This window comes from Nonomuraea sp. NPDC003804 (assembly GCF_040610675.1).
In the GTDB taxonomy this organism is placed as follows: Bacteria; Actinomycetota; Actinomycetes; order Streptosporangiales; family Streptosporangiaceae; genus Nonomuraea.
This window is the reverse complement of the sequence record NZ_JBEXMT010000012.1, coordinates 74,931-90,622: the sequence shown is the minus strand read 5'-3', so window position 1 is coordinate 90,622 and position 15,692 is coordinate 74,931. Positions and strand designations below refer to the sequence as shown.

The window sequence follows — 15,692 nt, the reverse complement described above, 5'->3', positions numbered from 1 at the left end:
ACCGGGGTTGCAGACCCGGCCACCCAGGGCAGACGGCGGCAAACCGGGCCGTCCGGGCATGCCGCGCGGCGCAGCGGTCCCCACCCGCGGACGCCGCGCAAGCCTGCCGTTTCCGCCACCCGGCAGACCGGATGCCCGCTGCGGGTCAGACCACGCTGCAAGCCGGGTGGGGTGGGGCGAGGAGGCGCGTGGCAGCCCGGGTGTCAGTCCGCGTACGGGCTGGCCAGGTCTCTCAGCTTGTCGATCGCCGCGGCCGGGTCGGCGGCGCCGTACACCGCGCTGCCCGCCACGAACACGTCGGCCCCGGCCTCGGCGCACCGCTCGATCGTGTCGGCCGCCACCCCGCCGTCGACCTGGAGCCAGATCTGACCCCCGTGCCTGGCGATCAGCGACCGCGCCCGGCGGATCTTCGGCAGCACCACGTCGAGGAACTTCTGCCCGCCGAACCCGGGCTCCACCGTCATCAGCAGCAGCATGTCGATCTCGCCGAGCAGGTCCTCGTACGGCTCGACGGCCGTCGCCGGGTTGAGCGCGAAGCCCGCCCTGGCTCCCGCGGCGCGGATCTGGCGCAGTGTGCGCACGGGCGCCTTGGCCGCCTCGGCGTGGATGGTCACGCTGCCCGCGCCCGCCTCCGCGTAGCCGGGTGCCCACCGATCAGGGTCGGTGATCATCAGATGGCAGTCGATCGGCGTCGAGGTGGCCTTGAGGAGCGCCTCCACGACCGGCAGGCCGAGGGTGAGGTTCGGCACGAAGTGGTTGTCCATGACGTCGACGTGCAGCCAGTCGGCGTTCGGCACGCGGGCGGCCTCGTCGGCGAGACGGGCGAAGTCAGCGGACAGGATGCTGGGAGAGATCTGAACGGCCATGATGGCCCCGAGTGTAGTGAAGCCCTTCCCGCGGCTCCGCACCCGCCGTCCCCCGAACCGATCCCACCGGCCGCCATTCCTCGAACCGATCCGACCGGCCGCCGCCCCCCGAACCGATCCCGCCGGCCGCCATCCCCCGAACCGATCCCGCCGCCGGCAGGCCGTCAGGTGTCCCGCGCCGGGCCCTGCGGCGATCCGGCGGCCGGCGTGCCGTGCAGCGCGACCAGTTCGGCGCCGAGCCTGGCGAGTTCGGCCCGCACCTCCGGCCCGTCCACGACCTCGACGAGCGCCCCCCATCCCGCCAGCTGCTGGGCGATCATCAGCGGGGTCGGCGCCGCGACCCTGACCCGGGCCCGCCCGTCGTCCTGGGTGGCCTCCACCTCGCAGTGCCGTCCGAAGTGGTCGCGCAGGACGGGCACGAGGCGGGCGTGGATGAGCACGGTGGCCGACAGCGTGGATCGGTGCCGCTCCACCTCGTCGACCACCCGCTCCCACGCCTGCGTGAGGTCGAAGCCGGCGGGCCGTTCGAACGGCTGGTCCGTCACGACCGCCTCGGCGATCCTGTCGACCCTGAAGGTGCGCTGCCCCTTGTCGGTGCCGGCCAGCAGGTACCACACCTCGTCCTTGTCGACCAGGCCCCAGGGGTCGACGAGGCGTTCGGTGCGCTCCTTGGAACGGCCGGCGTAGGACAGGCGGACCTTCAGCCTCTGGACGGTGGCCCGCTGCAGGAGGTCGACCAGTTCGGGCCGCCGCCTGCCGTGCTCGCCCCACCTGGCGGGGTCGACGGCGACGGCGCTGGCGGCGGCTTCGGCCTCGGCCCTGAACGTCTGGGGCAGCGCCCGCACGAGCTTGCGCAGCGCCGACTTGACCTCGGGGGCGATGGCGGCAGCCGGGCCGACCAGCAGGAACAGCGCCTGGGCCTCGGCCGCGGTCAGCCCGCTGAGGTCGGTGCGGGCGCCGCCGAGCAGCGACCAGCCGCCGCCCCTGCCCTGCTGGGGATAGACGGGGATGCCCGCCGCCGACAGCGCCTCGAGGTCGCGTCTGGCAGTGGCCACCGAGACCTCGAGCTCCTCGGCCAGCTCGGCCGCGGTGATCCTGCCCCTCGACTGCATCAGCAGCAGGGCGGCGACCAGACGATCAGCTCGCATGGATCTCAGTGTCGCAAAACAAAGTGCTCATTTGATGAGCACTTTGACGAGAAGAATGAGACCTGTCACTCACCGGGACCGAACCGCGAACGCGAAGGAGCCACCCATGCTGCGAGGCCTCACCACCACCTGCTTCTGGGCCGACGACCTGGAGGCCGCCAAGCGGTGGTACACCGAGGTGTTCGGCATCGAGCCGTACTTCGAGCGGCCCGGCCGCGACGGCGCCCTCGCCTACGTCGAGTACCGCATCGGCGACTACCAGCACGAGTTCGGCCTGTGCCAGAGCGGCTACGCCCCCGACGGCGCCGCGACGGAGCCGGGCGGCGCGGTCGTCTACTGGCACGTCGACGACCTCGACGCGGCGGTGGAGCGGCTGGTCTCCATGGGCGCCAAGGAGTACCAGCCGGCGGTGAGCTGGGGGGACGCCGGGTTCCGCACGGCCTCGGTCGTGGACCCGTTCGGCAACGTCCTCGGCCTCATGGTCAACCCGCACTACCTGGAGGTGCTGGCCTCGCTGAAGCAGTAGCGGTCAGGACCGCCTGCGCAGCAGGGCCAGGAACATGGCGTCCGTGCCGTGGCGGTGCGGCCAGAACTGCGCGTGCGGGCCCTGCCCGAGGCCGTCGATCCCGGGCAGGAAGGCGCGGGCGTCGAGCTGTTCGGCGTCGTCCCTGCGCTTGAGCGTGTCGGCCACCACCACCTGGGTCTCGGCCAGATGCGGCGAGCAGGTGACGTAGGCGACGACCCCGCCGGGCCGCAGGGAGTCGAGGGCGGTGTCGAGCAGCCGGCGTTGCAGCTCGCCCAGCTCGGCCACGCTGGCGGGGTCACGCCGCCACCTGGCCTCCGGGCGGCGGCGCAGGGCGCCGAGCCCCGTGCACGGCGCGTCGAGCATCACGCGGTCGAAGGAACCGGGCCGCCAGGCGGGCTCGGCGCCGTCCGCGGTGATCACCGCGGCCTGCCGGGTGGTCTGCCAGACCAGGCGGGCCCGGTGGTACTGCACGTCGGCGGCCAGCATCCGGGCCCCGCCCGGGAAGGCGAACGGCACCTGCCCGCTCTTGGCCGCGGCCAGGTCGCCGTGCGTGGCGATCGCGTCGAGCAGGCCGGCCTTGCCGCCGGGACCGGCGCACATGTCCAGCCACCGCTCGTCGGGCCCGTCGAGCGGCACCCTGGTCAGCGCGAGCGCGACGAGCTGGCTCGCCTCGTCCTGGACGGCGGCGCGGGTCTCGGCCACCGCGAGGATCTGCCCGGGGTCGCCCTCCGGGAGGTAGGCCGCGTACGGCGAGTAGCGGCCGGGTTCGGCGCCGGACTCCTCGAGCTCCTCGACCGAGCTGCGCCCCGGCCTGGCCACGAGCGTCACCACCGGCCTGGCGTTGTCGGCGGCCAGCAGGTCGGCCGTCTCGCCGGCGTCGTGGCCGAGCGCGTCGCGGAAGGCGCTGACGACCCAGCGGGGATGGCTGTGGGCGATCGCCAGATGGCCGACCGGGTCGGTGTCGGCGGACGGCGCGACGATCGTGATCCACTCGTCGAGCGTCCTGGAGGCGATCTTGCGGAGGACGGCGTTGGCGAAGCGGGAGGCGCCGGTGCCGATGCGCAGCCGTACCAGGTCGACGGTGGTGCCGACGGCGGCGTGCGGCGGGACGCGCATCTTGAGCAGCTGGTGGGCGCCCAGGCGCAGGGCGTCGCGCACGGCGGGGTCGGGCTCGCGGTCGCCGCACATCGCGATGATCGCGTCGTAGCTGCCGAGGCCGCGCAGGGTGCCGTAGGCCAGTTCGGTGGCCAGGGCGGCGTCCCTGCCCTTCAGCCGGCGATCGCGCAGCAGGCGCGGCATGAGCAGGTTGGCGTAGGCGTCGCGCTCGTCGACGGCTCTCAGCAGGTCATAGGCGGCGTTGCGGGCCTCGTCACGGGCCGGTGGCCGCCCGCCGCGCCGTCCCGCACCGCCCGGACCGCCCGAAGGCCTCCGGCCGCCCGAAGAACCCCCGCGACGCAAACCACCGCCGCCGGAAGCCGCACCTCGATCCGCCATCACGCCAGCCGATCCGCCGCCGTGGCGCGCACCCCGCGCGCCCACTCCCCCGCCGTCATGAGCCGCTTGCCCTGCGGCTGCACCTCGCCCAGCTCGACCGGGTGGGTGCCGGTGCCGACGAGCACGGTGTTCTTGCCCACCACGAGCTCGCCGGGGGCCGGCCGGTCGGCCGAGGCGGCGGGCCGTACGGGGCCGATCTTGACCCGCTGGTCGCGGAACGTGGTCCACGCTCCGGGGTTGGGTGTGCAGGCGCGCACCAGCCGGTCGACGTGCATCGCGGACGCGTTCCAGTCGATCCGCGCGTCGTCCACGGAGATCTTCGGCGCGATCGACACCCCGTCGAGCGGCTGGGGTCTGGCTTCGAGCGTGCCGTCCTCGACCCCGTCGAGGGTCGCGGCCAGCAGACCCGCGCCCGAGACGGCCAGCCTGGCCAGCAGCTCGCCGCTGGTGTCGGTGGCCTTGACCTCCTCGGTGACCACCCCGTAGACGGGGCCCGCGTCGAGCTCCTTCACGATCTGGAAGGTGGCCGCGCCGGTGATCTCGTCGCCGTGCAGGACGGCGTGCTGCACCGGAGCCGCGCCCCGCCATGCGGGAAGCAGCGAGAAGTGCAGGTTGATCCAGCCGTGACGAGGGATGTCGAGCGCGGCCTGCGGCAGCAGCGCGCCGTAGGCGACCACCGGGCAGCAGTCCGGCGCCAGCTCCCGCAGCTGGTCGAGGAACTCAGGATCGCCGGCCTTGGCCGGACGCAGCACCTCGATGCCCTCGGCGGCGGCCAGCTCGGCCACGGGACTGGGGTGCAGCGCGCGCCCGCGGCCCGCGGGGGCGTCCGGGCGGGTGACCACGGCCACCACCTCGTGGCGCGGCGAGTCGATCAGGGCGCGCAGCGAGGGCAGCGCGGTCTCGGGTGTGCCGGCGAAGACCAGGCGCATCGTCAGAGAGCCCTCCCGCCCGTGGCGTGGGGTGAGAACTTGACGGTGGGCGCCTGCAGCCCGCTCCACTCCGCCTCGCGGATCTCCTTCATCGCCAGCTTGCGCTGCTTGGGGTCCATCCTGTCGATGAACAGGATGCCGTCGAGGTGGTCGGTCTCGTGCTGGAAGCACCTGGCCATCAGGTCGGTGCCCTCCAGTACGACGGGCTCGCCGTGCATGTTGAAGCCCTTGGCGACCGCGCGGATGGCGCGCGGCGTCGGGAACGACAGCCCGGGGAAGGACAGGCAGCCCTCCTCGCCCTCCTCGTCGAGCTCCGACGACAGATCGAGGTCGGGGTTGACCAGATGCCCGAGCTGGTCGTCGATGTAGTAGGTGAACACGCGCAGGCCGACGCCGATCTGCGGGGCGGCGAGACCCGCGCCTGGCGCGTCCATCATCGTGTCGGTGAGGTCCTTGACCAGCTTGCGCAGCTCCTTGTCGAAGTCGACGACCGGGGCCGCCGGGGTGCGCAGCACCGGGTCACCGAACAGCCGGATCGACTGAATGGACAAGGGGTACTCCGTTTCGCATAGATGGGATCACCCCAGTTTACCGGTGAGAAAGGCGCGGTCAGGGAATCGTCTTCCGGACGGCCACTGACCAGCGGCCACGCTGCCACCGGCCCGGCTAGCCGATCGGCATCGCCCTCGACGAGCGGGCCTTCAGCGCCGCCTTCCGCGCCGCCTTGGCCACCGCCTGGTCGCCGTGGTGGTCGGCCAGCAGTTCGAGGACGGCGACCGTGTCGGGGTGGTCGACCGCGGCCATCTCGCCGACCATGCGCACCAGCTCCTCGCCGGCTTCCAGCACGTCGAAGGAGCCCATGGCCCCTGGCGCGTCGGCGACGTAGAGGAGCGCGGCCAGCGAGTCGATCGCGATCCAGGTGTGGTCGTCGGGGGTGAGCGGCGGCGCGGGCAGGTCGCGGATGTGCAGCCAGGAGGCGGCGTAGCGCCACATGAGCGGCTCGTCGAGGGCCTTGCGGACGGGCAGCTCCGCCTCCGGGCCGAGCTCCTCCAGGACGGTGCCGACCGCGCCGCGCTGGCCCGCCGTGCCCGTGGCGGCGACCTGGACCAGCTCGTGCGCGGCCGACTCGGGCGAGCGGCGCTCCAGCCAGTGGGCGACCACGCTGGGCGTGACCGCGCCGGTGATCATCGCCTCGACCAGTTCGGCGGCGGCGTAGTCGGAGTAGACCTCGACCTCCGCCGCCGTCGGCGCGTCGTGGCCCTCGCGCAGCAGGTCACGGCGGACCGCCCACACCCCGAGCGGGGTGAGCCGGAAGTGGCCGGTGGTGGTCTGCTCGACCAGGCCGCAGTACTCGAGCAGGGCCAGGGCGTCGTAGAGTGCGGCGGGCAGGACGGCCGCCAGGTGGCGCAGCTCGGCCGCGCCGGGGTCGCAGGCGACCTCGTGGGAATGGAGGATGCCCTTGGCCAGGGTGGCGGCGGCCACCCCGGTGCGGACGGAGTAGACGGTGGCCAGCGTCTCCGCCAGGTGCTCGTCGATCACCGCGGAGCCGGTCAGCCCCTCGTCGGCGCGGTCGAGGACGTCCATCACCACGCCGTCCCAGAACTCCAGCGTCGCCTCGACGGGCAGCTGGAGCGAGAGCGGGCCACGGCTGGCCGTACCTCTCATGATCTGCAGCAGGCCGGTGTTGACCGCGACCACCCACAGCAGGCGCAGCCGCGAGGCCTCCAGGCCGAGCTCGGCCACGGCCGCCTCCGCGTCGGCCGCGGACAGCAGGCCGTGCTCGGTGACGGGACGGGTGCCCGTCCACGCCGTCAGGCGCAGCGCGTCGGCGACCAGCGGCACCTTCGGCACGGCTCTGGCCAGGTCGGCGTCGGACGCCAGGGCGACCGGCGGAAAGACCAGGCCTTCGACGCGCTTGTCCTCGATCTGAGGAGGCTTGCGCAGCTCGGTGAGGTCGAAGACGTTGTTTGCCACTCAGGAAACTTACTGCACAGCCGTCACATGGAGGTACCGATCGCGCGGGAGCGGGCCTTGAAGGCGGCCTTCCTGGCGGCCTTGGCCAGGGTGCCGTCGGGGATGGACCGGCCGAGCAGTTCGAGCACCTCGACGACGTCGGGATGGTCGACCCGCCACATCTCCTCGATCAGGTGGGCGGGCGGCCCCGAGGCGGTGATGTTCTCGGCGAAGATCTCCGGGTCCTCCTCGGCGGCGGGCATCGCCAGGGCCAGCATGTCGACGCTCACCCACAGCAGCTCCTCCTGGGTGAGCGGCGGCGCGGGCAGGCCTCGGGCGGTCAGCCAGTGGATGGCGTGCGGTCGCAGCTCCTGGTCCTCCAGGCACGCCCTGACCGCGCTCTCGGCCGCCGAGTCGAGCTGGTCGACGATGGTGACCGCGATGCCGCGGGCCACCGCCGGCGCGCCACCGGCGGCTGACAGCAGCTCGCCCGCGGCCTCGGCCGGGCTCCTGCGCGCCAGCCAGCGCTGGATGTCGTCCTCGGCCAGCTCCGTCGGGACACCGGACAGCAGCCCCTCGATCAGGCCCATCGCGTCGGCCTCGGCGAGGTCCTCGGCCTCGGGCGCGTCGAGGCCGTGGCCCAGGTAGAGGTGGCGCATGCCGTAGCCGGCCAGGGGGGTGAGGACGACGACGTCGCCCGCGCGGTCGAGCAGCCCGCAGTGGGCCAGCCGGTCGAGCGCGGTCTCGACGTCGGCCCCGCTGTAGTCGGTCAGCTCCTCCAGGAACTCCTCGACGACGCTCACCGGTGCCGGGGTCTGCAGGCGGTAGAGCATGTCGAACAGGTCGTAGAGCTCCTCGTCGAGCTCGGCCGAGCCGGTGACCTGGCCGCCGGTGTCCTTGTCCAGCAGGAACTCCACCGTGCGCGCCCACGTCTCCAGCGGGTCGTCGGAGCGCGGCAGCCGTCCGAGGTCCCACAACAGCCGCGGGTACGGCACGGGCGCCGCCGCGGCGTCCTTGACCCGCAGCCGCCCCTTCACGGTCGGCGTGGAGCCCCGCTCGGCCACCCAGGCGCGCAGCCGCCGGGCCTCGGCCAGGATCGGCACGTTCTCCAGCGCCGCCACCAGCTCGTGCCGTGGCGCCAGCCGTACGGCCGGCAGCGGCGCGCAGGCCGGGCAGTCGCACGGCGCCTCGCCCAGCTCGGGCGGCTCTGACAGCTCGCCGGCGGGGATGGCGATCGACTGCTCGAGCGACTCCGGCCCGATCGCGCTGAACAGGCTCTTGGCCATGCCGAAGTTGGCCGGGTCGGCCAGCGCGGTGACCATCTCCGGCTCGATCTCGGCCAGCTTGGCGCGCATCTCCGCCGCGACCCCGGCCGCGATCTCGCCGCGGTCGAGCAGGAAGTCGACGAGCGTGCCGGAGGCCGCGACGGTCTCCTGCGCGCTCTCCGGCGGCGCGATGACCTTGCGGGGATAGATGGACAGCAGCAGCTCTTCGAACGTGGCGGGCGTGAACCCGCCGAGCTGGGTCACGTTGAGATAGTCGCTGGCGTAGTCGCAGAGCAGGCGGATCTCGTCCGCGTCCACGTCGACTTCGTGCGCCCGGCCCCAGGCGCGCAGATCGTCGATGGCTCGGTTCACCCATTCGATCGACACAGGGTGACGCTAACGGGTTACCTACGCCCGCGCGAATCGGGGAAACGGGCTATATCAGGTCGAGAGGGTCAACACTTACCCTCACGACTTCCTGCGCCTTACGTGCCGCACGCATCCCCATCGCCCCTTTCAACGCCGTTGCCAACTGCTGCCCCAGGGCTCTCGGCACCCGGATCATCGCGCGCTCCTGCTCGCCCTCGGCGCGCCGCGTCTCCACCGGGACGGGGCCGAGCACCTGCGCCTCCGGCGGCAGCCGTACCTCGCCGAGCATCTCCCTGACCGCCGCCGGCGTGCCCGTCAGCGTCGCCATGCGCACCGCGGGAGGGAAGCCGAGCTCCCTCCGCTCGGCCAGCTCCCGCTCGGCGTGGGTGACCGGGTCCCAGCGCAGCAGCGCCTGGACGGCCGGCATCGCCGCGTCGGCCAGCACCACCAGCTCGGCCCGCGGCCGCAGCAGCGCGGCGGCGTTCATCCAGCGCCGCACGGCCTCCTCCGCGGCCCGCAGGTCGGCCCTGCCCAGCATCGCCCACCCGTCCAGCAGCACCGCCGCCGCGTAGCCGCCCTCAGGGACGGGCTCGGCGCCCGGCGTGGCCACCACCAGCGCGCGCCCCGGACCCACCGTCGCCAGCACGCCGTCGCGCCCCGAGGTCTTCACCGGAACCGAGGGGAAGGCGCGCCCCAGCTCCTCCGCGGTGCGCCGGGCGCCCACCACCGAGGCGCGGATCCTGCTGTCACCGCACGTGGGACAGCGCCAGTCGCCCGCGATCCGCCCGCACCACCGGCAGTACGGCGCCGCGTGCCCGCCGCGCAGCGCCAGCGGCCCGTGACACAGCTGCTCCCCCGTGATCGTCGCGCGGGTCGGCGGGTGTACGCACCTGGCCGGCGCCCTGCACGTACGGCAGGCCAGCGAGGGAAGGTAGCCGCGCCGCGGCACCTGCACGAGCACGGGCCCGTCGGCCAGCCCTTGCTGCAGGGCCCGCCAGGCGAGGCTGGGCAGCCTGGCGGCGCGCGCCGCCTGGTCCTTGGCGAGCTCGCCGTCCTCCCCCGCGGGCCGTACGCGCGGCGCGACCGACCTGATCGCCTGCCTGCCCGCCACGATGGGCCTGGCCCACCCGGCGGCGATGAGCTGGGTGGACTCCGCCGTACGGGAGTAACCGCCGATGAGCATGCCCGCACCCGTCCGGTGGGCGCGCAGCGCCAGCACCTCCCTGGCGTGCGGGTAGGGGGCCAGCCGCTCGGCGTGCAGGTCGTCGCCGTCGTCCCAGATGACCAGCAGGCCAGGCTTCTCCACCGGGGCGAACATCGCCGCCCTGGTGCCGACGACCGCCCTCACCTGGCCGCGCAGCACGCGCAGCCACCTTCGGTAGCGCTCGGCGGGACCGAGGTCGGCGGTGAGGGCGACGTGCCTGCCGGGGCCGAGCACGTCGGACAGCGCCTGGTCGGCGAGCGTGACGTCCTTGCCGTCGGGGACGACGACGACCGCGCTCCTGCCGCCGTCCAGCGTCGCCCTGACGGCCTCGGCCACGGGACGGGTCCAGCCGACGCCGCCGGGCAGGGCGCTCCAGACGGCTCGCGGCGACCTGCCGTTGGCGAGGGCGTCGAGGAAGGAGGCGCCCATGGGGTACGGATCCCAGGCGCTCCCGTTTCCCGCCCCGGTGCCGGATGGGCGATCCGGGCGGTCACCGCTGGTGGGATCGTCCCGCGTCGCGTCGCCTCCGGCGCCAGGGTCCGCTGACGGCTCCTTCGCCGCAACAGCGGGACCGCCGGCCGCGCCCCTGGTAGGCATGACGGGACCGCTCGCCGTGGCCGTGGCCGTGGCCGTGGCCGAGTCGACGTGGCCGCTCGCCGTGGCGCTGGCCGGGTCGACGAGGTCGCCCGCCGTGGCGCTGGCTGGGTCGATGAGGCCGCCCGCCGTGGCGCTGGCCGGGTCGGCGGAGTCGCTCGCCGCGCCCCTGGCCGGCATGACGGGACCGCTCGCCGTGGCGAGGTAGGCGGAGTCGCTCGCCGTGGCGGGGTAGGCGGAGTCGCTCGCCGCCTTCCGCGCCGGCGTGACGGGGCCGTTCGCCATGGTGCCGACCGGGTCGACGGGGCCGCCGGGCGTGGCCGTGGCGGGGTCGAGGGGCTCGCTCGCCATGGCTCCGGCAGGGGCGGCGAGGTCGCCTTCTGGGGCCGCCGCCTTGGCGCGGAGGTCGTCTGCCGGGGTCGCAGGGCCGGTCATCGTGGCCCCCGCCGGGCCGCCGAGGTCGCCGGCCGCCGGAGTGGCGGACCCGGTCGCCATGGCCGCCGCCGGGCTGCTGAGGTCGTCGGTTCCCGGGGATGCGGAACCGGTCGGCGTGGCCGCCGCTGGAGCGGCCAGATCGGCCTTCCGCCCCCGGACGGCGGGCGCCGCGGCCTCGGACTCCACGCGAGCGTGCCGGGGCGGGATCGCGAGGCGCAGCACGTCGGCCATCGTCCCCGCGTAGCGGTCGGCGACGGCGCGCGCCAGCCCGGCGATCTCGGGCGTGAGCACCGGCTCGGGCGACACGACGCGTTCGAGCGCCATCAGCCGCCCCTCGTGCTCGCTGCCCGCCAGGCGCTCCACCAGGAACCCGTCGACCAGCTTGCCGGCGAACCGCACCCGCACCCGCACGCCGGGCACGGCGTCACGATCCATCGTCTCGGGCACCAGATAGTCGAACGGCCTGTCGAGATGCGGCAGCGGGCTGTCGACCACCACCCTGGCCACGGGAAGCTCAGCGGCCGCCACAGGGGCGCCCAGGTCGCGCTTGGCCGACTCCGCGGGTCGTACAGCCTCGAGGGGCAGAAGGGCGTCGTCGGAGTCGGTCACAGACTACGTCTACCAGATGCTGCGCACCCGCCGGTCGGCTCCCGCCGGACGCGGAACCAGCCCTGCGACGACGCGACCGGACCCCTGCTGGAGTGCGGCATCATCAGGAGAACCACCCAAGCCGCACGTGGTCGTGCCGGAAACCGGCCGTGGAAGACCCACGATTCCCGCGGCTACTCCCCGTCGGAACCGACCGCACCGGAGGCCGCACCAAGCGACCCGACAGCCGCTCCGACGAACCACCGCCACAAGCGAACCGGCGGTCGCTCTGACGAACCACCGGCCTCAACCGACCCGACAGCCGCTCTGACGAACCACCGGCCTCAACCGACCCGACGACCGCCCTGACCACGAGCCGGCGACCTCAAGCGACCCGACAGCCGCTCACCGGGAGCCGGCGGCCCAAGGTTGCCGATACCAGCTGCCCAGGCGCGATCCCCCGGCCTCCGGGGCGCTGAGACGCGAACGGGCCGCCGGAGACTGACAGTCCCCGCGGCCCGATGACGAACACCGACCGGTCGGAAGTCGACGGTCCCCACGCTCCACCGGTGTAGACCGGCGGCCTCCCGTCGACGCTCAACGCCGACCGGCCGGAGATCGACGTCCCTCGCGCGTCACATCGGCGCAAGAGCACACTGAACGGCCGCGCCTCGCGTGATGCGAAGCGCTTCGATCTCAGACCGGCACCTCTGTCGCGAAACACCCGATCCGGAACCGACACCCATGACGCCAGACGATCCGGCCCGAGACCGGCACCCCATGACGCCAGACGATCCCATCCGGAACCGGAACCCATGACGTCAGGCGATGCCACCCGGGACCGGAACCCATGACGCCAGACGATCCGATCCGGGACCGGCGCCCCGTGACGCCAGACGATCCGAGACGGCGCCCCGTGACGCGAGACGGTCCGATCATCGGAGGACGCCCCGCGACTCACAGGATGACGCCACCACGCGATGGCACGCCCGGCCAGAGGAGCCCGCGCCCCGCGCCGCGAAGGCGGGTCCGCGACGGCGGACCCGCGGCGCGAGGAGCGACCGCATCCGGGACCGGAAGACCGGTGGCCCGGAAGCGGGCGTCCGTCAGAGGCCGGCGGCCTGGCGGAGGGAGGCGGCGCGGTCGGTCGACTCCCACGAGAAGCCCTCACGGCCGAAGTGGCCGTAGGCGGCGGTCTCGGAGTAGATCGGGCGCAGCAGGTCGAGGTCGCGGATGATCGCGGCAGGACGCAGGTCGAACACCTGGGTCACGGCCTCCTGGATCTTCTCCACGGGGACCTTCTCGGTGCCGAACGTCTCGACGAAGACGCCTACCGGCTCCGCCTTGCCGATGGCGTAGGCGACCTGGACCTCGGCCCGGTCGGCCAGGCCGGCGGCGACGATGTTCTTGGCGACCCAGCGCATGGCGTAGGCGGCCGAGCGGTCGACCTTGGACGGGTCCTTGCCGGAGAAGGCGCCGCCGCCGTGGCGGGCCATGCCGCCGTAGGTGTCGACGATGATCTTGCGGCCGGTCAGGCCGGCGTCGCCCATGGGGCCGCCGATCTCGAACCTGCCGGTCGGGTTGACCAGCAGCCGGTAGCCCTCGGTGTCGATGTCGATCCCGGCGAGCACGTAGTCGACCACGTGCTCCTTGATGTCGGGCGTCAGCATCTCCTTGAGGTCGATCTCCGCCGCGTGCTGCGTGGAGACCACGACCGTGTCGAGACGGACCGGCTTGTCGCCGTCGTACTCGATCGTGACCTGGGTCTTGCCGTCGGGACGCAGGTAGGGCACCAGGCCGGACTTGCGCACCTCGGACAGGCGGCGGGCGAGCCTGTGCGCGAGCGTGATCGGCAGCGGCATCAGCTCGGGCGTCTCGCGGCAGGCGTAGCCGAACATCAGACCCTGGTCGCCGGCGCCTTGACGGTCGAGCTCGTCGACATCGCCCTCGACACGGTGCTCGTAGGCGTCGTCGACACCCTGGGCGATGTCGGGCGACTGGGCGCCGATGGAGGCCGACACACCGCAGGAGGCGCCGTCGAAGCCCTTGTGGGAGGCGTCGTACCCGATCTCGAGGATCTTCTCGCGGATGACGCCGGCGATGTCGACGTAGGTCTCGGTCGTCACCTCGCCTGCGACGTGGACCTGGCCGGTAGTGATCAGCGTCTCGACGGCGACCCGGGACCTGGGGTCGTCCTTGAGCATGGCGTCGAGAATCGCGTCACTGATCTGGTCGGCGATCTTGTCCGGGTGGCCTTCGGTGACCGACTCGGAGGTGAACAGGCGACGTGACAACTCAGTGGCTCCTCATGCAGCGGCTGCTGACGGTGGTGTGGCTCGGGCGGGCAGGGCACGCCGGGGCCATCGCCGAAGTGTAGCCCGACATGCCCGTGTGCCGCGAAACTGCTCCCATTCTGCCGCTTGTCATAGGTAGGGAAGCGGATCGTGGGGCAGGGTGTCGGGTTCGAACACCTCGGCGTCGGCCGCGGCGACGACCGCGGCGTACTCCTCCTCGAACTCGAAGAACATCTGGCCCACCTGGATGACCGGGCTGGGCGCCATCGTGATCGGCCCGAGCCTGGTGGCACGGGGGAAGGCGGCGTAGAGCGACACCGGCCGGTCGTTTCTCAGCGTCCTGGTGGCCAGGACGGACACCGACTGGTCGGTGACGACGATGAGGAAGTTGGCGACGCCGGGCGGGCCTATCGAGAGCGCGGGGAAGACATAGCGGATCTCCTCCCCCTGGCGCAGCAGAGCCCTGCAGCGATCCCTGACAGCCGACGTCACCGGCATCCCATCCCCCCTCGCCGACCCTCAGTATTGGCAGGCGGCGGGGGACGCCGCAACAGGTGATCAGGTAACCGCCCATGTCGCTTCCCGAAGGTCAAAGCACCGGGGGCCAAGCGCGCCGAGGGAGCAGCGGCCCCGCGCCGCTCTCGCGGTACGGCCCGGCGGGGCCACGCGCGCCACCCGCGACAGCGGCGAGCCCGGCCCTCCTTCGAAACGCGGCGGTCACGGGCCGCCGGAGCCGCTTCGGGCATGCGAGAACCGCCACCTCCAGCCCGAGTGAGGTCACACCCGAGCGCGCGAGCACGTCCCGGTCAAGCGGGCGGCGGATCAGGAGAGGCGGGCGGCGATCAGGTCCCATACGGCGTCGGCCAGGTCCTCCTTGGGCCCGCGCCCGACCTCGACCTGGGACCCGTCGGCGGCCAGGATGACCGCGGCGTTGTCGGGCGTGCCGAAGGCCAGCCCCTCGCCCACCTGGTTGACCACCAGCAGGTCGCATCCCTTGCGGGCGAGCTTGGCCTTGCCGTTGGCCAGCACGTCGTCGGTCTCGGCCGCGAACCCGGCGATCACCGCGGGCCCCGCGCCGGGCCCGGCCGCGCGCCGCCGCTCGCCCAGCTCGGCGAGGATGTCGGGGTTCTTGACCAGGTCGATCGGCTCGGGCTCGGCCGACGTTTTCTTGATCTTGGAGTCGTGGCGCACGGCGGGCCTGAAGTCGGCCACGGCCGCCGCCATGACGACCGCGTCGGCGTCGGCCACGGCCGACAGCACGGCGTCACGCAGCTCGATCGCCGACTCGACCCTGACGACCTTGGTGCCCGCCGGGTCGCCGAGCGAGACGTTGGCCGCGACGAGCGTCACCTCGGCGCCGCGCGCGACCGCTGTGCGGGCCAGCGCGTATCCCTGCCGCCCCGAGGAGCGGTTGCCGAGGTAGCGCACGGGGTCGAGGGCCTCGCGGGTGCCGCCGGCCGAGATGACGACCTTGCGTCCCGCCAGATCGCGCGGACGGCCGGCCATGACGCGGCGACAGATCTCGAAGATCTCCGCGGGATCGGGCAGCCGGCCTGGACCGGTGTCGGCGCCGGTGAGGCGGCCGACGGCGGGGTCGATGACGATGGCCCCCCGCTCGCGCAGGACGGCGACGTTGGCCCGGGTCGCCGGGTGCTCCCACATCTCGGTGTGCATCGCGGGTGCGAACACCACGGGACACCGGGCGGTGAGCAGCGTGTTGGTGAGCAGGTCGCCCGCCAGGCCGTGGGCGGCCCTGGCCAGGACGTCGGCGGTCGCCGGCGCGACCACGACGAGGTCGGCCTGCTGGCCGAGCCGTACGTGGGGCACCTCGTGCACGCCGTCCCACACGTCGGTGGTCACCGGGTGCCCGGACAGCGCCGCCCACGTGGGCTCGCCCACGAACCGCAGCGCGTCGCGGGTCGGCACGACCCGCACCTCGTGGCCCGACTCGGTGAACAGGCGCAGCAGCTCGCAAGCCTTGTAGGCGGCGATGCCCGCGCTGACGCCAAGGACGACCCTCATGGAAG

Annotated in this window: 12 protein-coding genes; 1 reads left to right on the top strand and 11 read right to left on the bottom strand. The window is 73.4% G+C overall.

Translation table 11 applies throughout. From position 1 onward, the window contains the following. Positions 1–203 precede the first annotated feature (203 nt). Together rpe and ABZX22_RS18430 are read right to left on the bottom strand one after the other, a co-directional pair. Complete coding sequence (rpe, locus tag ABZX22_RS18435; RefSeq protein ID WP_354910246.1) at positions 204–866, bottom strand: ribulose-phosphate 3-epimerase; 663 nt, start codon at positions 864–866, stop codon at positions 204–206. Between the two features lie 164 nt (positions 867–1,030). Beyond that, on the bottom strand, positions 1,031–2,014 hold the full coding sequence (locus tag ABZX22_RS18430; RefSeq protein ID WP_354910243.1) for a WYL domain-containing protein: 984 nt from the start codon (positions 2,012–2,014) through the stop codon (positions 1,031–1,033). Between the two features lie 106 nt (positions 2,015–2,120). Between ABZX22_RS18430 and ABZX22_RS18425 the strand changes: the two genes are divergently transcribed. Next, positions 2,121–2,540 carry a VOC family protein gene (locus ABZX22_RS18425; protein WP_354910241.1) on the top strand — a complete coding sequence of 140 codons (420 nt, stop codon included), beginning with the start codon at positions 2,121–2,123 and terminating at the stop codon, positions 2,538–2,540. A gap of 3 nt (positions 2,541–2,543) precedes the next feature. On the opposite strand, the gene ABZX22_RS18420 is transcribed toward ABZX22_RS18425, so the two are convergent. From ABZX22_RS18420 to coaBC, 9 genes are all read right to left on the bottom strand, one after another. Further along, positions 2,544–4,034 (bottom strand): transcription antitermination factor NusB, encoded by a 1,491-nt coding sequence (locus ABZX22_RS18420; RefSeq protein WP_354910239.1) that lies wholly within the window; start codon positions 4,032–4,034, stop codon positions 2,544–2,546. Next, entirely contained in the window at positions 4,034–4,963 is a 930-nt protein-coding gene (gene fmt, locus ABZX22_RS18415) for a methionyl-tRNA formyltransferase (RefSeq protein WP_354910236.1), read from the bottom strand. The genes ABZX22_RS18420 and fmt overlap by 1 nt, the downstream gene beginning before the upstream one ends. A 2-nt stretch (positions 4,964–4,965) precedes the next feature. Beyond that, on the bottom strand, positions 4,966–5,514 hold the full coding sequence (gene def / locus ABZX22_RS18410; RefSeq protein WP_354910234.1) for a peptide deformylase: 549 nt from the start codon (positions 5,512–5,514) through the stop codon (positions 4,966–4,968). Positions 5,515–5,629: 115 nt separating this feature from the next. Continuing rightward, complete coding sequence (locus ABZX22_RS18405; protein ID WP_354910232.1) at positions 5,630–6,937, bottom strand: hypothetical protein; 1,308 nt, start codon at positions 6,935–6,937, stop codon at positions 5,630–5,632. A 23-nt stretch (positions 6,938–6,960) separates the two neighbouring features. Then, positions 6,961–8,568 (bottom strand): hypothetical protein, encoded by a 1,608-nt coding sequence (locus ABZX22_RS18400; RefSeq protein WP_354910229.1) that lies wholly within the window; start codon positions 8,566–8,568, stop codon positions 6,961–6,963. 49 nt (positions 8,569–8,617) lie between these two features. After that, positions 8,618–11,392, bottom strand: a complete 2,775-nt coding sequence (locus ABZX22_RS18395; RefSeq protein WP_354910227.1) for a hypothetical protein — start codon at positions 11,390–11,392, stop codon at positions 8,618–8,620. A gap of 1,085 nt (positions 11,393–12,477) precedes the next feature. Then, positions 12,478–13,665 carry a methionine adenosyltransferase gene (gene metK / locus ABZX22_RS18390; protein WP_354910224.1) on the bottom strand — a complete coding sequence of 396 codons (1,188 nt, stop codon included), beginning with the start codon at positions 13,663–13,665 and terminating at the stop codon, positions 12,478–12,480. A gap of 129 nt (positions 13,666–13,794) precedes the next feature. After that, the gene (locus ABZX22_RS18385) at positions 13,795–14,163 is read right to left on the bottom strand and encodes a hypothetical protein (protein ID WP_354910222.1); all 369 of its coding nucleotides are present in this window, start codon (positions 14,161–14,163) and stop codon (positions 13,795–13,797) included. Positions 14,164–14,487: 324 nt separating this feature from the next. After that, positions 14,488–15,687, bottom strand: a complete 1,200-nt coding sequence (gene coaBC / locus ABZX22_RS18380; RefSeq protein ID WP_354910220.1) for a bifunctional phosphopantothenoylcysteine decarboxylase/phosphopantothenate--cysteine ligase CoaBC — start codon at positions 15,685–15,687, stop codon at positions 14,488–14,490. Positions 15,688–15,692: the final 5 nt, after the last annotated feature.

What these genes read in the sequence shown, in the direction of transcription:
- ABZX22_RS18420 (WP_354910239.1), bottom strand. Translation starts at nt 4,034, where the DNA reads ATGGCGGATCGAGGTGCGGCTTCCGGCGGCGGTGGTTTGCGTCGCGGG.
- fmt (WP_354910236.1), bottom strand. Translation starts at nt 4,963, where the DNA reads ATGCGCCTGGTCTTCGCCGGCACACCCGAGACCGCGCTGCCCTCGCTG.
- ABZX22_RS18425 (WP_354910241.1), top strand. Translation starts at nt 2,121, where the DNA reads ATGCTGCGAGGCCTCACCACCACCTGCTTCTGGGCCGACGACCTGGAG.
- coaBC (WP_354910220.1), bottom strand. Translation starts at nt 15,687, where the DNA reads ATGAGGGTCGTCCTTGGCGTCAGCGCGGGCATCGCCGCCTACAAGGCT.
- rpe (WP_354910246.1), bottom strand. Translation starts at nt 866, where the DNA reads ATGGCCGTTCAGATCTCTCCCAGCATCCTGTCCGCTGACTTCGCCCGT.
- ABZX22_RS18430 (WP_354910243.1), bottom strand. Translation starts at nt 2,014, where the DNA reads ATGCGAGCTGATCGTCTGGTCGCCGCCCTGCTGCTGATGCAGTCGAGG.
- ABZX22_RS18385 (WP_354910222.1), bottom strand. Translation starts at nt 14,163, where the DNA reads ATGCCGGTGACGTCGGCTGTCAGGGATCGCTGCAGGGCTCTGCTGCGC.